The organism is Rhizobium sp. FKL33, assembly GCF_005222915.1.
GTDB lineage: Bacteria > Pseudomonadota > Alphaproteobacteria > Rhizobiales > Rhizobiaceae > Rhizobium_E.
Window position 1 is genome coordinate 179,356 of the sequence record NZ_STFX01000054.1, and the last position, 18,720, is coordinate 198,075.

Sequence of the window (18,720 nt, forward strand, 5' to 3'; positions counted from 1 at the left end):
CCCTGTTTAGACGACCGAAGATTGAAACTGCCCTTTGTCTTTCGTTAAATTTCGAGCGGTCTCACTCGAAAGCAGGGTTCTCGCTGCAGGGCTTGAAGTGAACAGCCACCACCGCGCCATCCCTGTTGAAAAAGCGCGCTTCGCCGCGCAAGCCGTCGGCGAAAGACTGGATCAAGCGAAAACCGAGCTGACGGCTCGTCGACGGATCGAAATCCTCCGGATAGCCGCCGCCATTGTCCTGAACTTCGAGAAGGGCCGAGCCATCGTCCAGGCGCTTGAGCTTGAGCGACAGGCTGAGTTTAACTTCGGCGCTTCCAGCATGCTTCAGCGCATTCATCAGCGCTTCCAGCACGATCATCGACAGATTGGTGAGCTGCTGCACGCTGAGTTCGATCGGGTCGCATTCGACCACGAGATCGCAATCGGCCACGCCGCCGGTGTTGAGCAGATCTTCGCTGAGCTCGCGAAAATAGCGGTCCAGCCGCACCGCGTCGGTCGAGGGATCGTAGAGACGGCGATGAACGCGGGACATCTGGTCGATTCTGAGTCTCGCGTCCTGCAGCACGTCCACGGCCTCGGGAATATGCTTCAGCTTGCGCTGGCTGATCGACAGGAGCGAGGCGACCATGGCGAGATTGTTGGCCGTCCGGTGCTGAAGCTCCTGGAAAAGGGAGCGCTGGTGGCGGGCGAGATCAAGACGCTCCTCCGCCAGCTTGCGGCTGCGCTCCTTCTCGATCTCGAGCGCCGCGATGGTCTTGTTCAGCCAGGCGATGATGGCGATGTCGATGGTCGCGACAAGCCCGAAATAGGCCAGAGCGAGGATGACCGGCCCGCTGACGCCGAAGGCGCCGAAGGGCTCGATGAAGAAGTACCAGGCCGAGAGAAGCGACAGCATCGCGCAGAGCGCGCCGGCCCGCGCGCCGCCGAACACGCTCGACAGGATGACCGCCGGGAAGAAAGTGACGAAGGGAAAGCCGGGGGGCAAATATTTGTCGGACGCCAGCCGCACGACAAAGGCGATCGAAAAGGCTGCCATCGCCAAGCCATAGCCGAATCCCGGAACCCGCTGCACTGTCCTCGCCAGCCGGTGCAAGCCGATCAGGCGACGTTCATGCCAGGCGCCGTCTGTCCACATGTCTCATCGCCTTTCGACTGCAGCATATCCGCAAATCTTTCAAAGGCACCACTGAGGAAAATCTAACATAAGTCAACACACGGAAAGCCGTCGGGCGATATTCTTCGCCATGGCCCAAACGCAAAAAAGCCCGCCTCGAAAGGCGGGCCTTTTTGATTGGTGCGGTCGAGAAGACTCGAACTTCCACGGGTTGCCCCACAGCGACCTCAACGCTGCGCGTCTACCAATTCCGCCACGACCGCATCGTGGTAGAGTGCCGAACTCCGTCGGCGAGGGAGCATCTAGCAAAAGGATTCCGGCGGCACAAGAGCGGTGTGAAAGATTTTTGACGATATTTTTCGGCGGCGCCGCAAAGCGGTGAAACTCTCGGCTCCAGCTCCGGCGGCTTGCCTTTGTGGATAAATTTCCCCACATAGGCGGCAGATCGCATTCAAGGATTTTTTCGCCATGCAGCGCGCCGAACTTTCGCAGTCCATGTGGCCCAGAGAGGCTGGAAATCCCGTGCGTTGGCGTATTTCCGAAGGGCTCGTGAGCTATCCGGAGGCGGTCGCGGACATGGAATCGGAAGTGGCGAGAATCGCTTCGGGCGAGGCGGACGAACTGATCTGGCTGCTCGAACATCCGCCGCTCTACACCGGCGGCACCAGCGCCGACGCGAAAGATCTGCTCTCCCCGGATCGCTTTCCGGTCTTCGCCACGGGGCGCGGCGGGGAATACACCTATCACGGTCCCGGCCAGCGGGTCGCTTATGTGATGCTGGATCTCAAGCGCCGCAAACAGGACGTGCGCGCCTTCGTCGCTGCGCTCGAAGATGTGGTCATCGGCGCGTTGGCCGACATGAACATCAAGGGCGAGCGGCGCGAGGATCGCGTCGGGGTCTGGGTGCAGCGGCCCGAGCGCCCTCGCCTGCCCGACGGCTCCATGGCCGAGGACAAGATCGCCGCGATCGGCATACGCCTGCGCAAGTGGGTCAGCTTTCACGGCTTTTCCCTGAATGTCGATCCGGAGCTCGATCATTTCGGCGGCATCGTGCCCTGCGGCATCTCGCATTACGGCGTGACCAGCCTCGTCGACCTCGGCCAACTGGTGATGATGAGCGACGCCGACACGATCCTAAAGGCCAATGTCGAGCGAGTGTTCGGACCTGTAGAGGCCGAACGGCGCGGCTGAGGCGAGCGCGTCCGACGAATTCGGATCGCCGGCCCCCTGCTTTGGCATAGGGGCCGATTGCGGGCCTTATTGCGGGGTGCTATGGCCTCGGCAAGAGCGCCTCGCAGCGCCAATCCTGCAAGAACAAGCGACTGTCATGGGAGACGCGCAGATGCACAGACCGATCCGGATCGCCCCTTCTATCCTCGCCGCCAATTTCGCGCGGCTCGGGCAGGATGTGACGGACGCCGTTGAGGCCGGCGCGGACTGGATCCATCTCGACATCATGGACGGCCATTTCGTCCCCAACATCTCCTTTGGACCTGATGTCGTAAAAGCGCTCAGGCCGCTGACCGACGCCGTGTTCGACTGCCATCTGATGATCGCGCCCGCCGACCCCTATCTCGAAGCCTTCGCCAAGGCCGGCGCCGACATCATCACCGTGCATGCCGAAGCCGGCCCGCATCTGCATCGCTCGCTGCAGGCGATCCGCGCGCTCGGCAAGAAGGCCGGCGTCTCGATCAACCCGGCCACGCCGGAAAGCGTGCTCGACTATGTCATCGATCAGGTCGACCTCATTCTGGTGATGAGCGTCAATCCGGGCTTCGGCGGTCAGAAATACATTCCCGCCGTGACCGAAAAGATCGCCCGCATCCACAAGATGATCGGCGACCGGCCGATCGAGCTCGAAGTCGATGGCGGCATCACCGCCGAGACCGCCGGCATTCCGGCCGCTGCGGGCGTCAACGTGCTGGTGGCGGGCTCCGCCGTCTACAAGGGCGACGGCGTCGACGCCTATCGCGCAAACATCGCGGCCATTCGCGCGGCCGCCGAAAAGGCTCGCGGATGAAAAAGCGCCTCCGAACCCTGATCCTCACTCTCGCCTGCGCGGGCGGCCTGCTGCAGGCCGATGCTTCGCTGGCGAGCGATGCGGCGGAGATGCGCGTCATCGGTTTTTCCGCCGATGCGAGAATTTTCGCCTTCGAGGAATTCGGCGTTCAGGACGGCTCGGGCTTTCCCTATTCCAATATCTATGTGATCGACCTCGCGCGGGACAAATTCGCGCCCGGCTCGCCGGTGCGGGTCACGATCGAGCGCGAAACTCCGTTGAAGGACGCCCGCGCCCAGGCTTGGGCCAAAGCACGCGACTTGATCGCCCGTTACGGCGCGGATTCCGATCCGGGCGCTTTCGCCGTCTTTCGCGCCGCAGCCGATCTCGGCGCGGAAGGCGAAACAGTCCGGTTCAACCGCTATCCGCGCGCGCCGAAGGTGGCAAAGCCTTACTCGATCAAACTCGAGACCAAGCCTTTCCCCGCCACCAAGGACTGCCTGAACGCCAGCAACGGCTTCAACGGTTTCCAGTTGAAACTCGTCGAGGCGGACGGCAAGCCGGTGGATCGCCTGCTCTATGAAGACGCAACCGTGCCGCCGAGCCGCAAATGCCCGACTGGCTATCGGATCGGCGCGATCGTCCTCGACGGCGAAAACGCCTCGACCGCCGTCGCCATGATCCAGGCGTCGAGCCAGGGCTTCGAGGGCGACGATATCCGATGGATCGCGGTTCCCATCCAGCTGGATGCGCCATGACGTCCGGGCGCGGACGCGCGGCATCGCTTCGGGCGCGGCTTGCGGAAACCGCGCCCTCGCCCCTGACGGTCCTGTGTGGATCCATCCTCTTCGGCGCGTTGATGGCGCTTGTCGCGACGCTCGATCTCTACGACCGCAATCAATTTCTGATGCCGCAATGGCCGGCGGTGCTGGCGATGTTTTTTCTGGGCGGCGCGCTCGGGTTCACTCCGGCGCTGTGGCTGTCGCGGCTGTTGTTCGGGTCGCGCGAGGCGATCGCCCGGACGATGGGGGCCACGATCGTCATCGCGCTATCCACGCATCTGGCGATTGCGGCGCTGTTTGCGCTCGAATATCGCTTCTATTACGCCCATTGGCATGCCCCCGCTTTCACGCTGATCTGGGGATTTCAATTCGCCTTCACCACGCTCAGCGCCGCCTATCAGTTCACGGTGATCTCGTTTTCCATCTATGGAATCCCGGGAACAGCGATTTTCCTGGGCTTCGGCCTGTGGTTTGGGCGCGCGTCGCATTGAAGCCGGCGGGTTCATTTGTTAGAGGGGCCGCAACCCCAAGCGCCGCAAGGAAAACCGCCGATGATCCCGCGTTACTCCCGCCCCGAAATGGTCGCCATCTGGTCGCCGGAAACCAAGTTCCGCATCTGGTTCGAGATCGAGGCGCATGCCTGCACCGCGCTCGCCAAGATCGGCGTCATTCCTGAAGACGCCGCCCGCACGATCTGGGAAAAAGGCTCGGCCGCGCAGTTCGACGTCGCCCGGATCGACGAAATCGAGGCCGTCACCAAGCATGACGTCATCGCCTTCCTGACCCATCTCGCCGAATTCATCGGCCCCGACAGCCGCTTCGTCCATCAGGGCATGACCTCGTCCGACGTGCTCGATACGACTCTGAACATTCAGCTCGTGCGCGCCGCCGACCTGCTGCTCGCCGATATGGACCGGGTGCTTGCGGCGCTGAAGACCCGCGCCTTCGAGCATAAGGATTCGGTCCGCATCGGCCGCAGCCACGGCATCCATGCCGAGCCGACCACGATGGGCCTGACCTTCGCCCGCTTCTATGCTGAAATGCACCGCAACCGCGCGCGACTCGTCGCCGCACGCGCTGAAATCGCCACAGGCGCGATCTCCGGCGCCGTCGGCACCTTCGCCAATATCGATCCGTCGGTGGAGGAATATGTCTGCGAACAGCTCGGACTCGTCCCCGAGCCCGTCTCCACCCAGGTCATTCCGCGCGACCGCCACGCGATGTTCTTCGCCACCCTCGGCGTGATCGCCTCGTCGATCGAAAACGTGGCGATCGAGATCCGGCACATGCAGCGCACAGAAGTGCTGGAGGCGGAAGAATTCTTCTCGCCGGGCCAGAAGGGCTCGTCGGCCATGCCGCACAAGCGCAATCCGGTGCTCACCGAAAACCTGACCGGGCTTGCCCGTCTCGTGCGCATGTCGGTGGTTCCGGCGCTGGAAAACGTGGCGCTCTGGCATGAACGCGACATCAGCCATTCGAGCGTCGAGCGCGCCATCGGCCCCGATACGACGATCACGCTCGATTTCGCGCTCAACCGCCTGGCCGGCGTCGTCGAAAAGCTGGTGATCTATCCCGAAAACATGCTCAAGAACATGAACAAGTTCCGCGGTCTCGTGATGAGCCAGCGCGTTCTCCTGGCGCTGACGCAGGCCGGCGTGTCGCGCGAGGACAGCTATCGTCTCGTGCAGCGCAACGCCATGAAGGTGTGGGAACAGGGCAAGGACTTCCTGGAGGAACTGCTCGGCGACGCCGAAGTGCGCGCCGCGCTCTCCGAAGAGGAAATCCGCGAGAAATTCGACCTCGGCTATCACACCAAACATGTCGACACGATCTTCCGCCGGGTGTTCGGCGAAGTCTGAGAAACAAACGATCTCAAGTTGCGGCGGCGCGGTTCCCGAGGGAGCCGCGCCGTTTTTGTTTGGAAATTCGCCGAAGAATTCGCTGCGCAGCGGGATTCATAGTTCAATTCCGCTTGGATTCGTTCGAACACATAGAATAACTTGCCGCCGCCATCCGTCTCGACTTGGCGAAACGCGATCCCGGCGCGCGCAGCTCAGAAACCGGGGCAGATTCAAGGGGTCACCATGCCACGCATTATTCGCAGCGTTCTTCCCGCGACGCTGATTTCCCTGGGACTCGCTCTCAGTCCCATGACATCCGTGGCGAGCTACGCCGCAACGTCGGCGGCCTATCAATCCCGATCTCTCAGCGCCGGCCAGTTGCTCGACAAGCAGGCGCAGGCGATCCTCTACACCGCGCGCGCAATCCAGGCGCTGCCGAAAAACAAGCGCGGGCAGTCGGCGCCCCTGCTGAAGGCGCTGGCCGAGGCGGCCAAGCAATTGCAGGCGGTCGACAAGGCGGCCCGCGGCAAGAAGACCGCAACCCTCGCCAAGACCCTGCCGAAATACGCCTCCGCCGTGGCGCAGGTCCAGTTGAGCTACAGCCTCGCCAAGATCAAGGACAAGAAGGTCAAGATCGGCGTCGATACTCTCGGGAAAGCCTGGGAAGACTACCTCAAGCGCGTTCAGGGCGGCAAGGCCGCCAACGCCAAGGACGTCGCCGTCAAGAACGGCCGCCGCCTCGCCGCAATCCAGAAGCGGCTCGCGCAAATGGCAGCCCTGAAGGCGCTGAACGCCCAGCAGAAGCGCGAAATCGAACGCCTGCAGCGCCTTCTCGATCGCGCCTGGCAGGCCAACCGGCTTCCCAGCCAGCAATGGCAAACGATCTATCTGATCGCCGCCTTCGAAGGCTATTATTCCGGTTACTATTACTATTACGCGGCTTATGAACCGCAATATTACACTGTCTATCGGGACCAGTGGGAATATATCTCCACGACCACGACCTATTTCTACGAAGAGACGACATACTATTACGAGTCCTATTCATGGGAGACCTATGAGGAGACCGTACAGGTTTCCGAAAGCTACGACTTCTCTTATACTGCGGAGGAGTACCAGTCTTTCGAAAGCGAATATCAAAGCGTCGAGACCAGTTTCGCCGAGACGGTCGAGCAGGAATATTCGTCCACGGAGGAAGTGCAGCGGATCGAAGCCGCCGAAACCTACGACGCGCAGGAAGTGGTCGAGGACGCGGCGGAGACTGCCGATCCTCAGGCTGACGAAGCCGCGACGCTCGAAGAGGAGCCCGCCAACGCATCGGACGATCAGCAGGCTCTGCCTGTCGAAGACCCCGCCGATGCGGCCGTGACGGATGATGCCGAGCAGGAGCAGCCTGCCGATGCAGCCCCGGCAGAGGATGCCCAGCCGGACCAGGCCGCCCCTGCTGACGATGACAACGAGCAGGCAGCGCCAGCGGACGAAACTCAGCAGGACACGGCTCCTGCCGAAGACGATTCCGATCAGGCGGCTCCCGCCGAGGAAAACCCGGACCAGGCAGCGCCCGCAGAAGACAATACCGAACAAGCGGCCCCCGCAGAGGAAGCTCCGGAGGAGGCTGCGCCTGCCGAGGATAATTCCGAGCAGGCGGCTCCCGCCGAGGAACCGCAGGAAGACGCGGCACCTGCAGAGGAACAGCAGGAGGAAGCCGCCCCCGCCGAGGACAATAGCGAACAGGCAGAACCCGCAGAAGAGCCGCAGGAAGAAGCAGCTCCAGCGGAAGAGCAGCAGGAAGAAGCAGCGCCCGCCGAGAACAATACCGAACAGGCAGAACCCGCCGAAGAGCCGCAGGAAGAGGCGGCCCCTGCCGAGGAACAGCAGGAAGAAGCGCCCGCCGAAGAGCCGGCCGATGACGGCGGCGCCGTCGAGGAATAATCGGGCCGTCGGGCTACAGCCCGCCCCCTGACAGCTGACGAAAGACCGATCGCGCGACGCTTGACACAGGCGCCGCGCGATCGCATGTGAGAGGCATGAAAGCTTCAGAAACAGACATTCTCCTCATACCGGGCTACGGGGTTCCGCATCAGGACCACTGGCAGAACAGATGGTCGGCGAAACTCGCCACCGCGCGCCGCATCGAACAGGCCTCCTTCACGCAGCCGGATCGCGACGCCTGGGTCGAGACGATCCGAAAGGCGATCATCGAGGCCGAGCGGCCCGTGGTTCTGGTGGCGCATAGCGTCGGGATCGGCGCGGCGTTGCATGCGCTCGACGGCGCCGCCGACAAGGTCGCGGGCGGCTTTTTCGTATCGCCGCCGGATCCGGCGCTCAAAGGACCGCGCAAGAAGATCTTCGAAACCTTCGGCCCCTATCCGAATGCGCCGCTGCCATTTCCCTCGATCACGGTCGCCAGCCAGAACGACATCTACGGGACCTACGAACATGCGGGCGACATCGCCAACGCCTGGGGTTCGTTCCTGGTCGACGCCGGCAATTCCGGTCACATCGACATCGAATCGGGGCATGGCCCCTGGCCTGAAGGCACCATGGTCTTCGCGCAGTTCCTGTCGCGGCTGAAGCCGAGAGGATAGAGCGTGTCTCAGCTTTTCAGCCTCATTCTACGGGGGGCACCCAGATGTGCGACGGAGCTAAAACGAAGATAGTGGCCGGAATTCTTCCGGCAGAATGAGGCGGATAAGCTGAGGCACGCTCTAGTGCCCCGAAGGCAACAAAAAAGCCGCCCCGAAGAGCGGCTTTGAAGCGTGAAAAAAGCTGAAATCAGCCCTTTTCGATCTGATCGGCGGCCACAGAGAGCAGATCAGCCAGCTTGGCGCGGATTTCTTCGGCGGACTTCGAAACGCCGCCGGCTGTCAGGTCGCCCTGCACCTTGCGAATGACGTCGTCGTCGCCGGCTTCCTCGAAATCGGCCGCGACCACTTCCTTCGCGTAAGAATCCGCATCGGCCTTGCCGAGCAGCTCAGCGGCCCAAAGGCCCAGCAACTTGTTGCGCCGCGCGATGATCTTGAACTTCTTCTCTTCATCGTGGGCGTATTTGTTTTCGAAGGCCTTTTCGCGATCGTTGATAGCCGACATTGGGGTCTCCCGAATTGTTGCACCGTCCGGGTCGCTTATAGTCGTTCAATTCGGAAATCGAAAGTGCGATTTCGTCTCAGTCCGCGGACTGGCCGCAGCGAAACGAAATGACGAAACCGCTCCGACGATCATTTCGTCGGAGCGGTCGCGAATGAAATTTTCGAAGACGCGGATCAGGCTGCGATCGCCTGCTGCTCGGCAAAGAGAAGTTCGACCATCTTGACGCGCACCTCGTAATGGGCGCAGGCAATGCCGGCGCGGTTGAGATCGAGCCGCACCTTGCCGGCCATCACGTCATCGTCGGGCGTGGTGAGATAAAGATTGGCGAGCTCGGACGCATAGGCGTCGCTGTCGGCGCCGGTCTGTTCGGAGGCCCAGGCGGCAAGACGGCGCGTGCGGCGCATGATGGCGCGGAAGCGGACATCCTCGTCATGAGCGAATTTGTTTTCGAGCGTGCTTTCGAGCTTCTTGAGATTGTTCATTTTTCGTCCCCGTTTGTCTGTGATCTTGCTGATCATCGTTGCGACAAGGACAGGTATACAACCTTCGCCCGAAAACTTCGCAAAGCAGATCGCTACAATTTTCACGAATCGACGTTCTCTGGACAGCGGACGATGCGTGATTGTGAATTCCGAACTTTTCGGCTAATGAGCGTTTAACGCAGCGACGGGGCGCAGCAGTCCGCGTGAGTCCCCGCCAAACGAAAAGAGAAGACTTTATGAACAACCGCCGCCGCCGGATTTACGAAGGCAAGGGAAAGATCCTTTACGAAGGTCCGGAACCTGGCACCCTCGTGCAATTCTTCAAGGACGACGCCACCGCGTTCAACAAGAAGAAGCATGAGATCATCGATGGCAAGGGCGTCATCAACAACCGCATCTCCGAGTTCATCTTCACCCATCTGAACCGGATCGGCATTCCCACCCATTTCATCCGCCGCCTCAACATGCGCGAGCAGTTGATCCGCGAAGTGGAGATGATCCCGCTCGAAGTCGTGGTGCGCAATGTCGCCGCCGGCGAACTCGCCTCGCGCCTGGGCATCGAGGAAGGTCTCGTTCTGCCGCGGTCGATCATCGAATTCTACTACAAGTCGGACGCCCTCGACGACCCGATGGTGTCGGAAGAGCATATCACCGCCTTCGGCTGGGCGAGCCCGCAGGAGCTCGACGACGTGATGGCGCTCGCCATCCGCATCAACGATTTCCTGACCGGCCTCTTCCTCGGCGTCGGAATCCAGCTCGTCGATTTCAAGATCGAATGCGGCCGCCTCTATGAAGGCGACATGATGCGCATCATTCTCGCCGACGAGATCTCGCCGGATTCCTGCCGCCTGTGGGACATCGAAACCCGCGAGCGGCTCGACAAGGATCGCTTCCGTAAGGATCTCGGCGGCCTGCTCGACGCCTACCAGGAAGTCGCGCGCCGTCTGGGCATCATCAATGAGAACGAGCCTATCCGCGGCGCAGGCCCGGTGCTCGTCAAGTCGGACTGAACGGTCCGCAGCAAGCTTCTATCGGATATGCAGAGGGACATATGATCAAGGCGCGTGTAGTTGTAACGCTGAAGAACGGGGTTCTGGACCCGCAAGGCAAGGCCATCGAGGGCGCGCTTTCGGCGCTCGATTTCTCGGATGTCGGCAGCGTCCGCCAGGGCAAGGTGTTCGACATCGAAATCGCCCATGACGACAAGGCCAAGGCGGAAGCCGATCTCAAGGCGATGTGCGAAAAGCTGCTCGCCAACACCGTGATCGAAAACTACAGCGTCAGCCTGGGCTAATCTGAAGTTCGTAGTTGAACTTGAGGCCGCTGCGGGATTTCTCGCGGCGGTTTTTGTATTTTGACCATTCTCATGCCTAGAATCCACCATGAAGAAGATGTATGGTTCTCGAGCTCGTTATGGTTGAGGATCAGCCGATGGCCGACGTGACGCAGGAATTGATGTTCGAAATCCTGAAAAACCTTCAGCAGCGGTTCGACAAAGTGGATCACGCGGTTTCAGAGTTGCGGCAGGACATGCTGTCCATTCGTGGCCATCTTCACAATGTACAGGGTGATTTGAATGGAATTAGGAGCGTTTGCGCCCGTATTGATGATCGGACCGATCGGATCGAAAAACGACTAGACCTGCGCGAATTCGCAGAAGCGGCGCAAAAGCCCCTGACGCCTTGATACTCAGTGATGCCCACTGACGCCCAGATTTCCAAATTCATGAGCTATGTCTTGCGCCATGCGCCGCACGAGCTCGATCTTGAACTCGATACGCATGGCTGGACCGACTACTCGCAGTTCAGCGACAGGCTTTGCGAGAAGCTCGGCGTGTCCGACGACGACATCAGGCGCGTCATCGCCGAGAACGCCAAGAAGCGCTTCACACTTGAAGGCGGGCGCATCCGCGCCGCCCAGGGGCACAGCGTTGACGTCGACCTGGCGCTGGAGGCGGTCGCGCCTCCGAGGATCCTCTATCATGGAACGACGGCGACAGCCTGGGAGGAGATCCAGATATCCGGGCTGAAACCCATGCAGCGCAGCTATGTCCATTTGTCGCCGGATATCGAAACGGCCAGGCAGGTCGCCATGCGGCGGCGAGGGCCGCATATGCTGTTGACGGTGAATGCGCTGGCAATGGCGGAAGCAGGTTATGCTTTCCTTCGCGCCGACAATGGCGTATGGCTCACCGCGAACGTCCCGCCGGACTTCTTGTCCCCCGTTACGGAGATTGCCCGATGAAATCCGCCGTCGTCCAGCTTCCCGGCCTCAACCGCGACCGCGACATGATCGCCGCCCTGACCAAGATTTCGGGCCATGCGCCCGTGACAATCTGGCAGACAGAGACCGAGATCCCCGACGTCGACCTGATCGTCATTCCCGGCGGTTTCTCCTATGGCGACTATCTGCGCTGCGGCGCGATCGCCGCGCGCATGCCGGTGATGCAGGCGATCCGCGAAAAGGCGGAAAAGGGCGTGAAGGTGATGGGCGTCTGCAACGGCTTCCAGATCCTGCTCGAAGCGGGCATGCTGCCGGGCGCCCTGATGCGCAACGCATCGCTGAAATTCGTCTGCCGCGAAGTGAAGCTCGAAGTGGTCAACGCCGAGACCGACTTCACACGCGCCTATGAAAAGGGCCAGATCATCCGCTCGCCTGTCGCTCATCACGACGGCAATTATTTCGCCGACGCCGAAACGCTGGCGCGGATCGAGGGCGAAGGACAGGTGCTGTTCCGCTATACGCCCGAGACCAATCCCAACGGCTCGATCAACAACATCGCCGGCGTCATGAACGACAAGGGCAATGTGCTCGGCATGATGCCGCATCCGGAAAACCTCATCGAGGCCGCCCATGGCGGTTCCGACGGCAAGGGCATCTTCGCTTCGGCGCTCAACGTCATCGCCGCCTGAGCTTTCATTCGGGTCCCAAACAGTCCGATTCCTGTTCGACGGAGATATCCGGCATGCGCCTGTTCGCTCGCACCGCGCTCATCGCGCTTTCGGCGCTTGCCGCCTCCTGCTCCACGGCGCGCGCCCCTGCCCCACAGGCCTCGATGCGGGCGCTGCCGGTGATGGAGCGCGTGGCGCTCGGCGCCAATGCCTGCTGGTTCAAATCCGGCGATCCCGCCTTCAAGAAGTACCGCCTCGCCCCGGAACTCAATTCCTTCAGCGGCACGCCGCGCATTCTGGTGGTGCCGGCGCATTCGCCCGAGTCGCGTCCGCTGCTGGTCGTGCAGGCGAGCGGCGAGCAGGCGAAACTCAGCGCTTTCGGCCCGATGATGCATGACGCCTCCGTGTCTGGCCGCATCAATGCGGATGTCCTGCGCTGGGCGCGCGGCGGCAAAGGCTGCTGACCTGTTTCATTCCGGCGCAGTCAAGGCGTTCGTATTCGGGACAGTCGTTAGGGTTTTGCAAACCAGACGCTCGATCCATGCGCGCATTCCCCGCAATTCCCACAGTCAGAGGCTGCGGGAATCTGTTGGACGGCCGGAAACGTGGTAAACAAAGGCCTTCACATTCCAATTCGCTAAAATCTTAACAAAACGCTTAAGGCGGATTTCAATCCGAATAGCGAGGCTCATCCCATCAATCCAGGGGAGAGAGCCATGAAGTCTCTGACAGCCATGCTGAGCGACCGCAGCGGCAATTTCGCGCTGATGACGGCGCTGGTCGCCACACCGGTCATCATCGCCTCCGGCATCGCGATCGACATGATCACCGCCTACGCCACGCGCACCGAGATGCAGAACGCCGCCGACGCCGCGGTGCTGGCGGCCGCGAGTTCCGGCGAAACGGAAACCGCGAAACTCAAGACAATCGCGCAGAATTCCTTCCAGGCCAATTTCAAGTCGGCTTTCGCCACCGAGGTCAGCATCACCGACTTCTCGGTGACGCCGGACAACCGCATCACCTTGAAAGCGAAAGCCAAGACGCCGCTGACGCTCGCCAAGCTGATCCGTCCGGAGGGCATCGACGTGAAGATCCTCTCGCAGGCGCAATCCGGCAGCGAAGACGATATCGAAATCGCGCTGGTGCTCGACAACACCTATTCGATGACCGGGCAGAAGCTGACCGACCTCAAGGCGGCGTCGAACGCGCTGCTCGACGTGTTCGAAAAGATGGACGCCAAGCAGAAGAAGGCGCGGTTCTCGATCGTGCCCTTCTCCCGCTATGTGAATGTCGGCATGTCCTATCGCAAAGCGGGCTGGCTCGACGTGAAAGACGACTATTCGACCACAGCGCGCGTCTGCACCAAATCACGACCGATCATTTCCCAGAGCGGCTGCACGACGGTGAAGAAGACCGGCTATAATGACGGTGTGCCCTATACCTACAACCAGAAGATCTGCAGCACCACGGTCTATGGCGACGAGGTGGAAACCTGTTCCAACAAGACGACGACATACAAATGGACGGGCTGCGTCGGTTCGCGCAACAACCCGCTGGATACGCAGGACGTCAGCCCCGACAAGAAATATCCGGGTCTTCTGAACACCAGTTGCGGCGCCGCCATCACCACGCTCACCAGCGATTACACAAAGCTGCGCGCCGCGATCAAGGCGATGGTCGCCAATGACGAGACCTATATCGCGCCCGGCGTGCTGTGGGGCTGGAACACGCTGTCGCAGGGCGAGCCGTTCACCGATGGAAAGACTTATGACGCGGACGTCAAGAAGTTCATCATCATCATGACCGACGGCACCAACACGGTGTCTCCGACCTATCCCACCCACACCAAGAGCGACGTGGTCAAATCCAACACGCTGATGAGCTCGGTCTGTCAGAACGCCAAGAACAAGGGCGTGACGATCTTCACGGTCGCCGTCGGCATCGACAAAACCTCAAGCACCGCCGTCGAACTCGGCAAATGCGCGAGCGACGCCGACAAAGCCGTGCTCGTGCAGGAATCCAAGAAGCTGGTCGGCGTCTTCGAAACCATCGCTGGGCAGATCCTGACTCCCCGGCTGACGATGTGATCCCGGTATCGTTACAGCCAGATCCAACGTCGCGCCTCGGCCTCCGCTTCCCGGCGGCTGAGGCCGATATCCTCCAACGCCGCATCGGAAAGATCCGAGAGATGAAGCCGTGTCCGGCGGTTGCGGCGAATTTTGAGGAGGAAGGTCCACACGATCCGCCCAATAGACCACAGACCACGATCCGAGGGAGCAATTGTCTCTATTGTCATCATATTCTCCTGAAACTCAGGTCGTATTGTCTCCTTTTCTGTATGCATTGACGAAGTAGTGATGACAATGTAGATAATTGTCACCATGACACATTGGCTTCCCGACATCAAAACCGGCTCCGGACCCCTCTATATTCGCATCGCGGATGCGGCGGAGGCGGCGATCAAGGCCGGAACGCTCGCAAATGGGGCGAAACTGCCGCCGCATCGCGATCTCGCCTTTGACCTGAAGGTGACAATTGGTACAATCACGCGGGCCTATGCGGTGCTGCGCGAGCGCGGCCTCGTGTCAGGCGAAGTCGGACGCGGCACGTATGTGCAGGGCGGCATGCGGCAGATCTCGCCGTCAGTGGATCCCGTGACATCGGCGTTCGGCGGTACGCGGGCGCTCGTTCCGCCCTCCGGCAAGTTGCGCTTCGACACGACTGCGGCCGTGGATGTCGGCCAGGCGGAGATCATCGGACGGGTGATGATGGAGATCGCAACGGAGCATCCAAGCGAGATTTCCAGCTATACGCGCACCATCTCGCCGGACTGGGCCGAGGCGGGACGGCGCTGGCTCTCGCAGGGAAGCTGGGCTCCCGATCCGCAAAACATTCTGCCGCAACTCGGCGTGCATGCCGGCGTCAACGCCGTGATGGCAGCCGTCACCGGGCCCGGCGATCGACTGGTCTGCGAACACCTCACCTATTCGCAGGTCGCCCGCAGCGCCACATTGATGGGCCGGCGGGTCGTGCTGGCCGATATGGATGAGCAAGGCGTGCTGCCCGAGGATTTCGAGCGCGTCTGCGCCCGCGAGCACCCCAAAGCCGCCTTCATCATGTCCTCCGGACAAAATCCCACGACGTCCTGCCTGCCGCTGTCGCGGCGCAAGGAAATCATCGAGATCGCGCGCCGGCATAATGTCTGGCTGATCGAGGACTATCTCTATGGCGGCATGATCGCCGACGGCGTTCCGACGCTGGCCGAGCTCGCTCCCGACCGCACCTTCATCCTGAACGGCCTGTCGAAAAGCGTGGCGGCCGGCGTTCGCGGCGCCTGGGTCGCCTGCCCGCCGCATATGGCGCAACGGGTTCGGCTGACGCAGAAGCTGGTCAGCGGCGGACTGCCGTTTCTGCTGGCGGAACTGTCGGCGCGGCTTGTGCTATCCGGCGCGGCGGATGAAATCCGCTCCCGCGTTCTCGCCGAACTGGCGGTGCGGGAGCAGGCGGCGCGAACGCTGCTGGCAGGCCGGGAGTTCCGGTCGCATCCCTACCTGCCCTTTCTCTGGCTAAAGCTCCCGGAGCCCTGGCTTTCCGGCACCTTCAAACAGGCGGCGCTTGATCAGGACGTGCTGATCGACGACGAGGACGAGTTCAAGGCGGGACGTTCAGACCGGGTGTTTCATCATGTCCGTGTCGGTTTCAGCGAGGGGCGCGATCGCTCCATTTCGATCGCCGGGCTGAAGATCCTCAACCGCATCCTCGATCAGGCGCCGACGGGCGAAAGCGCGGTCATATGACGCGAAAAGGCCGCCGGCGCGGATGCGCCGACGGCCCCAGAACTGGAAGCCTGGGTAAGCGTTACAGGCGGTCGACGCCGCGCTTGACCGCGTCCTTGGCGTCGCCCACGGCCTTCTGGGTCTTGCCCTTCAGCTCCTGGGCTGCGCCTTCGCCTTCCAGACGCGGATTGTCGGTGGCGCGGCCCACAGCCTGCTTGCCCTTGCCGACGACTTCATTGGCGGCGCCCTTGACCTTGTCTGCTACAGAACCCATGTCGAAGCTCCTTTTGCTTGCTTGTGACGTCGGGAAAACGCGGCAGGCCCGCCGGGGTTCCTTGAGGCTGCGTTACAATTCGTTCATGTTCAGGAGCGCCGTCGACCGAGGGTTCGACCCGCGTTGCGTTTCCGGGCGATTTGCGCCTGTTGATCCCGCATTTTCCAGTCGCATCAACGGCCCCCATCGGCTATAGGCAGGCAAACGCCGCCCTCCAACTTTTCTTGAGAGCCCGATGACCGTTTCCAACGACCGCCCGATCACCCCGGACCTCATCGCCAGCCATGGCCTGAAGCCGGACGAATATCAGCGCATTCTCGATCTCATCGGCCGCGAACCCACATTCACCGAACTCGGCATCTTCTCGGCGATGTGGAACGAGCACTGCTCCTACAAATCCTCCAAGAAGTGGCTGAAGACGCTGCCGACAAAGGGCCCGCGCGTCATCCAGGGACCGGGCGAAAACGCCGGCGTGGTCGATATCGACGACGGCGACGTGGTGGTCTTCAAGATGGAGAGCCACAACCACCCCTCCTATATCGAGCCCTATCAGGGCGCCGCGACCGGCGTCGGCGGCATCCTGCGCGACGTCTTCACCATGGGCGCGCGCCCGGTGGCGGCGATGAACGCGCTGCGCTTCGGCGCGCCGGATCATCCGAAGACGCGGCATCTGGTGGCGGGCGTGGTCGCCGGCGTCGGCGGTTACGGCAATTCCTTCGGCGTGCCCACCGTGGGCGGCGAAGTCGAATTCGACGCGCGCTATAACGGCAATATCCTCGTCAACGCCTTTGCGGCGGGCCTCGCCAAGTCCAACGCCATCTTCCTGTCCGAAGCCAAGGGCGTGGGCCTGCCCGTCGTCTATCTCGGCGCCAAGACCGGCCGCGACGGCGTCGGCGGCGCGACCATGGCGTCGGCCGAATTCGACGAGTCGATCGAGGAGAAGCGGCCGACCGTTCAGGTCGGCGACCCCTTCACCGAAAAGTGCCTGCTGGAAGCCTGCCTCGAACTGATGCAGACCGGCGCCGTCATCGCCATCCAGGACATGGGTGCGGCCGGCCTCACCTGCTCGGCGGTGGAAATGGGCGCCAAGGGCGACCTCGGCATCGAGCTCGATCTCGACACGGTGCCGGTGCGCGAAGTCAACATGACCGCCTATGAGATGATGCTGTCGGAAAGCCAGGAGCGCATGCTCATGGTGCTCGAGCCCTCCAAGGAAGACGTCGCCAAGGCGATTTTCGTGAAATGGGGTCTCGATTTCGCCATCGTCGGCAAGACCACCGACGACCTGCGGTTCCGCGTCAAGCATCAGGGCGTTGAAGTCGCCAATCTGCCGATCAAGGACCTCGGCGATCAGGCGCCGGAATATGACCGTCCCTGGACGCCTGCTGTGAAGCCAGCTCCGCTTGCCGCTAATGACGTGCCGCAGGCCGATGTCGCCGATGCGCTGGTCAAGCTGGTGGGCTCGGCCAACAATTCCTCGCGCCGCTGGGTGTGGGAACAGTATGACACGCTGATCCAGGGCAACTCGCTGCAGCTTCCGGGCGGCGACGCCGGCGTCGTGCGCGTCGAAGGCCACAAGTCGAAGGCCCTCGCCTTCTCGTCCGACGTCACGCCGCGCTATGTCGAGGCCGATCCGTTCGAAGGCGGCAAGCAGGCGGTGGCCGAGTGCTGGCGCAACCTGACCGCCACCGGCGCCCTGCCGCTGGCCGCCACCGACAACCTGAATTTCGGCAATCCCGAAAAGCCTGAGATCATGAGCCAGCTCGTGCACGCCATCAAGGGCATCGGCGAGGCCTGCACCGCGCTCGATTTCCCGATCGTGTCGGGCAATGTGTCGCTCTACAACGAGACCAACGGCCAGGCGATCATGCCGACCCCGACCATCGGCGGCGTAGGCCTCATTTCCGACTGGTCGGCGATGGCGCGCATCGCCTTCTCCGAAGACAATCAATGCATCCTGCTGGTGGGCGCGCCCTCGTCCTGGGGAACGCATCTCGGCCAGTCCGTCTATCTGCGCGATATTCACGGCCGCACCGACGGCCCGCCGCCGGCGGTCGATCTCGAACATGAGCGCAAGGTCGGCGACTTCGTGCGCGAACTGATCCGCGACCGCATCGCCACCGCAGTCCATGACTGCTCCTCGGGCGGCCTGGCTCTGGCGATCGCCGAGATGTCAATGGCGTCGGGCATCGGCGCGAGCATCAACGCGCTCGACGGCGCCGATCCCATCCCGGTGTTCTTCGGCGAAGACCAGGGCCGCTATGTGGTGACGGTGTCGCGCGACGATCTCGATTCGGTTCTGGAGATGGCCGAGACGCGCGGCGTCTTCGCGCCCTTCATCGGCACGACCGGCGGGGCGTCGGTTACGCTGGGCGCCGCCAAGCCCATAGCAATTGAAGAATTGCAAAAGGCTCATGAATCATGGTTCCCTGCTTTCATGGATGGTCGCAAGGCGGCCGCCGAGTAAGCAG

21 protein-coding genes and 1 tRNA gene are annotated in these 18,720 nt (G+C 62.0%); 16 read left to right on the top strand and 6 right to left on the bottom strand.

Annotation, left to right across the window (positions count from 1 at the left end):
• Positions 1-61: 61 nt before the first annotated feature.
• Together E8Q41_RS24205 and E8Q41_RS24210 are read right to left on the bottom strand one after the other, a co-directional pair.
• A complete protein-coding gene (locus tag E8Q41_RS24205) occupies positions 62-1,135 on the bottom strand; it encodes a histidine kinase dimerization/phosphoacceptor domain -containing protein (protein ID WP_137158131.1) in 1,074 nt (357 codons plus the stop codon).
• Between the two features lie 157 nt (positions 1,136-1,292).
• A tRNA-Leu gene (locus E8Q41_RS24210) sits at positions 1,293-1,377 on the bottom strand.
• Between the two features lie 205 nt (positions 1,378-1,582).
• Here E8Q41_RS24210 and lipB point away from each other — a divergent pair.
• The 7 genes from lipB (at position 1,583) to E8Q41_RS24245 (ending at position 8,324) form a co-directional block, all read left to right on the top strand.
• Positions 1,583-2,305 (top strand): lipoyl(octanoyl) transferase LipB, encoded by a 723-nt coding sequence (lipB, locus tag E8Q41_RS24215; protein ID WP_137158132.1) that lies wholly within the window; start codon positions 1,583-1,585, stop codon positions 2,303-2,305.
• Positions 2,306-2,456: 151 nt separating this feature from the next.
• Entirely contained in the window at positions 2,457-3,134 is a 678-nt protein-coding gene (gene rpe, locus E8Q41_RS24220; protein ID WP_137158133.1) for a ribulose-phosphate 3-epimerase, read from the top strand.
• The gene (locus tag E8Q41_RS24225) at positions 3,131-3,871 is read left to right on the top strand and encodes a DUF2259 domain-containing protein (protein WP_137158134.1); all 741 of its coding nucleotides are present in this window, start codon (positions 3,131-3,133) and stop codon (positions 3,869-3,871) included. Before rpe ends, E8Q41_RS24225 begins: the two co-directional genes overlap by 4 nt.
• Positions 3,868-4,386 (top strand): hypothetical protein, encoded by a 519-nt coding sequence (locus tag E8Q41_RS24230; RefSeq protein WP_137158135.1) that lies wholly within the window; start codon positions 3,868-3,870, stop codon positions 4,384-4,386. The genes E8Q41_RS24225 and E8Q41_RS24230 overlap by 4 nt, the downstream gene beginning before the upstream one ends.
• Positions 4,387-4,446: 60 nt before the next feature.
• Positions 4,447-5,754, top strand: a complete 1,308-nt coding sequence (gene purB, locus E8Q41_RS24235; RefSeq protein ID WP_137158136.1) for an adenylosuccinate lyase — start codon at positions 4,447-4,449, stop codon at positions 5,752-5,754.
• 225 nt (positions 5,755-5,979) lie between these two features.
• Positions 5,980-7,668, top strand: a complete 1,689-nt coding sequence (locus E8Q41_RS24240) for a hypothetical protein (RefSeq protein WP_137158137.1) — start codon at positions 5,980-5,982, stop codon at positions 7,666-7,668.
• A 95-nt stretch (positions 7,669-7,763) separates the two neighbouring features.
• On the top strand, positions 7,764-8,324 hold the full coding sequence (locus E8Q41_RS24245; RefSeq protein WP_137158138.1) for an alpha/beta hydrolase: 561 nt from the start codon (positions 7,764-7,766) through the stop codon (positions 8,322-8,324).
• Between the two features lie 187 nt (positions 8,325-8,511).
• Here E8Q41_RS24245 and E8Q41_RS24250 read toward each other — a convergent pair whose 3' ends face one another.
• Complete coding sequence (locus E8Q41_RS24250) at positions 8,512-8,826, bottom strand: DUF1476 domain-containing protein (protein WP_137158139.1); 315 nt, start codon at positions 8,824-8,826, stop codon at positions 8,512-8,514.
• A 173-nt stretch (positions 8,827-8,999) separates the two neighbouring features.
• A complete protein-coding gene (locus E8Q41_RS24255; RefSeq protein ID WP_170976601.1) occupies positions 9,000-9,308 on the bottom strand; it encodes an ATPase inhibitor subunit zeta in 309 nt (102 codons plus the stop codon).
• Between the two features lie 236 nt (positions 9,309-9,544).
• Here E8Q41_RS24255 and purC point away from each other — a divergent pair, with 236 nt between their 5' ends.
• The 7 genes from purC (at position 9,545) to E8Q41_RS24290 (ending at position 14,286) form a co-directional block, all read left to right on the top strand.
• Entirely contained in the window at positions 9,545-10,318 is a 774-nt protein-coding gene (gene purC, locus E8Q41_RS24260) for a phosphoribosylaminoimidazolesuccinocarboxamide synthase (RefSeq protein ID WP_137158141.1), read from the top strand.
• A gap of 41 nt (positions 10,319-10,359) precedes the next feature.
• Positions 10,360-10,602, top strand: coding sequence for a phosphoribosylformylglycinamidine synthase subunit PurS (purS, locus tag E8Q41_RS24265; RefSeq protein ID WP_137158142.1), 243 nt, complete (start codon positions 10,360-10,362; stop codon positions 10,600-10,602).
• A 137-nt stretch (positions 10,603-10,739) separates the two neighbouring features.
• On the top strand, positions 10,740-10,994 hold the full coding sequence (locus E8Q41_RS24270; protein WP_137158143.1) for a hypothetical protein: 255 nt from the start codon (positions 10,740-10,742) through the stop codon (positions 10,992-10,994).
• A 9-nt stretch (positions 10,995-11,003) separates the two neighbouring features.
• On the top strand, positions 11,004-11,552 hold the full coding sequence (locus E8Q41_RS24275; protein WP_137158144.1) for an RNA 2'-phosphotransferase: 549 nt from the start codon (positions 11,004-11,006) through the stop codon (positions 11,550-11,552).
• Complete coding sequence (gene purQ, locus E8Q41_RS24280; RefSeq protein WP_137158145.1) at positions 11,549-12,220, top strand: phosphoribosylformylglycinamidine synthase subunit PurQ; 672 nt, start codon at positions 11,549-11,551, stop codon at positions 12,218-12,220. The genes E8Q41_RS24275 and purQ overlap by 4 nt, the downstream gene beginning before the upstream one ends.
• Positions 12,221-12,273: 53 nt before the next feature.
• Entirely contained in the window at positions 12,274-12,663 is a 390-nt protein-coding gene (locus E8Q41_RS24285; RefSeq protein WP_137158146.1) for a hypothetical protein, read from the top strand.
• A gap of 252 nt (positions 12,664-12,915) precedes the next feature.
• Positions 12,916-14,286, top strand: a complete 1,371-nt coding sequence (locus tag E8Q41_RS24290; RefSeq protein WP_137158147.1) for a VWA domain-containing protein — start codon at positions 12,916-12,918, stop codon at positions 14,284-14,286.
• A gap of 11 nt (positions 14,287-14,297) precedes the next feature.
• Here the strand turns inward: E8Q41_RS24290 and E8Q41_RS24295 are convergent, their stop codons facing one another.
• Entirely contained in the window at positions 14,298-14,582 is a 285-nt protein-coding gene (locus E8Q41_RS24295) for a DUF1127 domain-containing protein (protein ID WP_205910419.1), read from the bottom strand.
• Here E8Q41_RS24295 and E8Q41_RS24300 point away from each other — a divergent pair.
• Entirely contained in the window at positions 14,581-15,996 is a 1,416-nt protein-coding gene (locus tag E8Q41_RS24300) for a PLP-dependent aminotransferase family protein (protein ID WP_137158148.1), read from the top strand. The genes E8Q41_RS24295 and E8Q41_RS24300 overlap by 2 nt on opposite strands.
• A gap of 61 nt (positions 15,997-16,057) precedes the next feature.
• Here the strand turns inward: E8Q41_RS24300 and E8Q41_RS24305 are convergent, their stop codons facing one another.
• Complete coding sequence (locus E8Q41_RS24305; protein WP_137158149.1) at positions 16,058-16,249, bottom strand: CsbD family protein; 192 nt, start codon at positions 16,247-16,249, stop codon at positions 16,058-16,060.
• Between the two features lie 235 nt (positions 16,250-16,484).
• Between E8Q41_RS24305 and purL the strand changes: the two genes are divergently transcribed.
• A complete protein-coding gene (purL, locus tag E8Q41_RS24310) occupies positions 16,485-18,716 on the top strand; it encodes a phosphoribosylformylglycinamidine synthase subunit PurL (protein WP_137158150.1) in 2,232 nt (743 codons plus the stop codon).
• Positions 18,717-18,720 lie beyond the last annotated feature (4 nt).

Coding starts and splice junctions, on each gene's coding strand:
- E8Q41_RS24230 (WP_137158135.1), top strand. CDS start 3,868: ATGACGTCCGGGCGCGGACGCGCGGCATCGCTTCGGGCGCGGCTTGCG.
- lipB (WP_137158132.1), top strand. CDS start 1,583: ATGCAGCGCGCCGAACTTTCGCAGTCCATGTGGCCCAGAGAGGCTGGA.
- E8Q41_RS24205 (WP_137158131.1), bottom strand. CDS start 1,135: ATGTGGACAGACGGCGCCTGGCATGAACGTCGCCTGATCGGCTTGCAC.
- E8Q41_RS24240 (WP_137158137.1), top strand. CDS start 5,980: ATGCCACGCATTATTCGCAGCGTTCTTCCCGCGACGCTGATTTCCCTG.
- E8Q41_RS24295 (WP_205910419.1), bottom strand. CDS start 14,582: ATGGTGACAATTATCTACATTGTCATCACTACTTCGTCAATGCATACA.
- E8Q41_RS24285 (WP_137158146.1), top strand. CDS start 12,274: ATGCGCCTGTTCGCTCGCACCGCGCTCATCGCGCTTTCGGCGCTTGCC.
- rpe (WP_137158133.1), top strand. CDS start 2,457: ATGCACAGACCGATCCGGATCGCCCCTTCTATCCTCGCCGCCAATTTC.
- purB (WP_137158136.1), top strand. CDS start 4,447: ATGATCCCGCGTTACTCCCGCCCCGAAATGGTCGCCATCTGGTCGCCG.
- purS (WP_137158142.1), top strand. CDS start 10,360: ATGATCAAGGCGCGTGTAGTTGTAACGCTGAAGAACGGGGTTCTGGAC.
- E8Q41_RS24255 (WP_170976601.1), bottom strand. CDS start 9,308: ATGAACAATCTCAAGAAGCTCGAAAGCACGCTCGAAAACAAATTCGCT.
- E8Q41_RS24225 (WP_137158134.1), top strand. CDS start 3,131: ATGAAAAAGCGCCTCCGAACCCTGATCCTCACTCTCGCCTGCGCGGGC.
- E8Q41_RS24250 (WP_137158139.1), bottom strand. CDS start 8,826: ATGTCGGCTATCAACGATCGCGAAAAGGCCTTCGAAAACAAATACGCC.
- purQ (WP_137158145.1), top strand. CDS start 11,549: ATGAAATCCGCCGTCGTCCAGCTTCCCGGCCTCAACCGCGACCGCGAC.
- E8Q41_RS24305 (WP_137158149.1), bottom strand. CDS start 16,249: ATGGGTTCTGTAGCAGACAAGGTCAAGGGCGCCGCCAATGAAGTCGTC.
- purL (WP_137158150.1), top strand. CDS start 16,485: ATGACCGTTTCCAACGACCGCCCGATCACCCCGGACCTCATCGCCAGC.
- purC (WP_137158141.1), top strand. CDS start 9,545: ATGAACAACCGCCGCCGCCGGATTTACGAAGGCAAGGGAAAGATCCTT.
- E8Q41_RS24275 (WP_137158144.1), top strand. CDS start 11,004: ATGCCCACTGACGCCCAGATTTCCAAATTCATGAGCTATGTCTTGCGC.
- E8Q41_RS24270 (WP_137158143.1), top strand. CDS start 10,740: ATGGCCGACGTGACGCAGGAATTGATGTTCGAAATCCTGAAAAACCTT.
- E8Q41_RS24245 (WP_137158138.1), top strand. CDS start 7,764: ATGAAAGCTTCAGAAACAGACATTCTCCTCATACCGGGCTACGGGGTT.
- E8Q41_RS24290 (WP_137158147.1), top strand. CDS start 12,916: ATGAAGTCTCTGACAGCCATGCTGAGCGACCGCAGCGGCAATTTCGCG.
- E8Q41_RS24300 (WP_137158148.1), top strand. CDS start 14,581: ATGACACATTGGCTTCCCGACATCAAAACCGGCTCCGGACCCCTCTAT.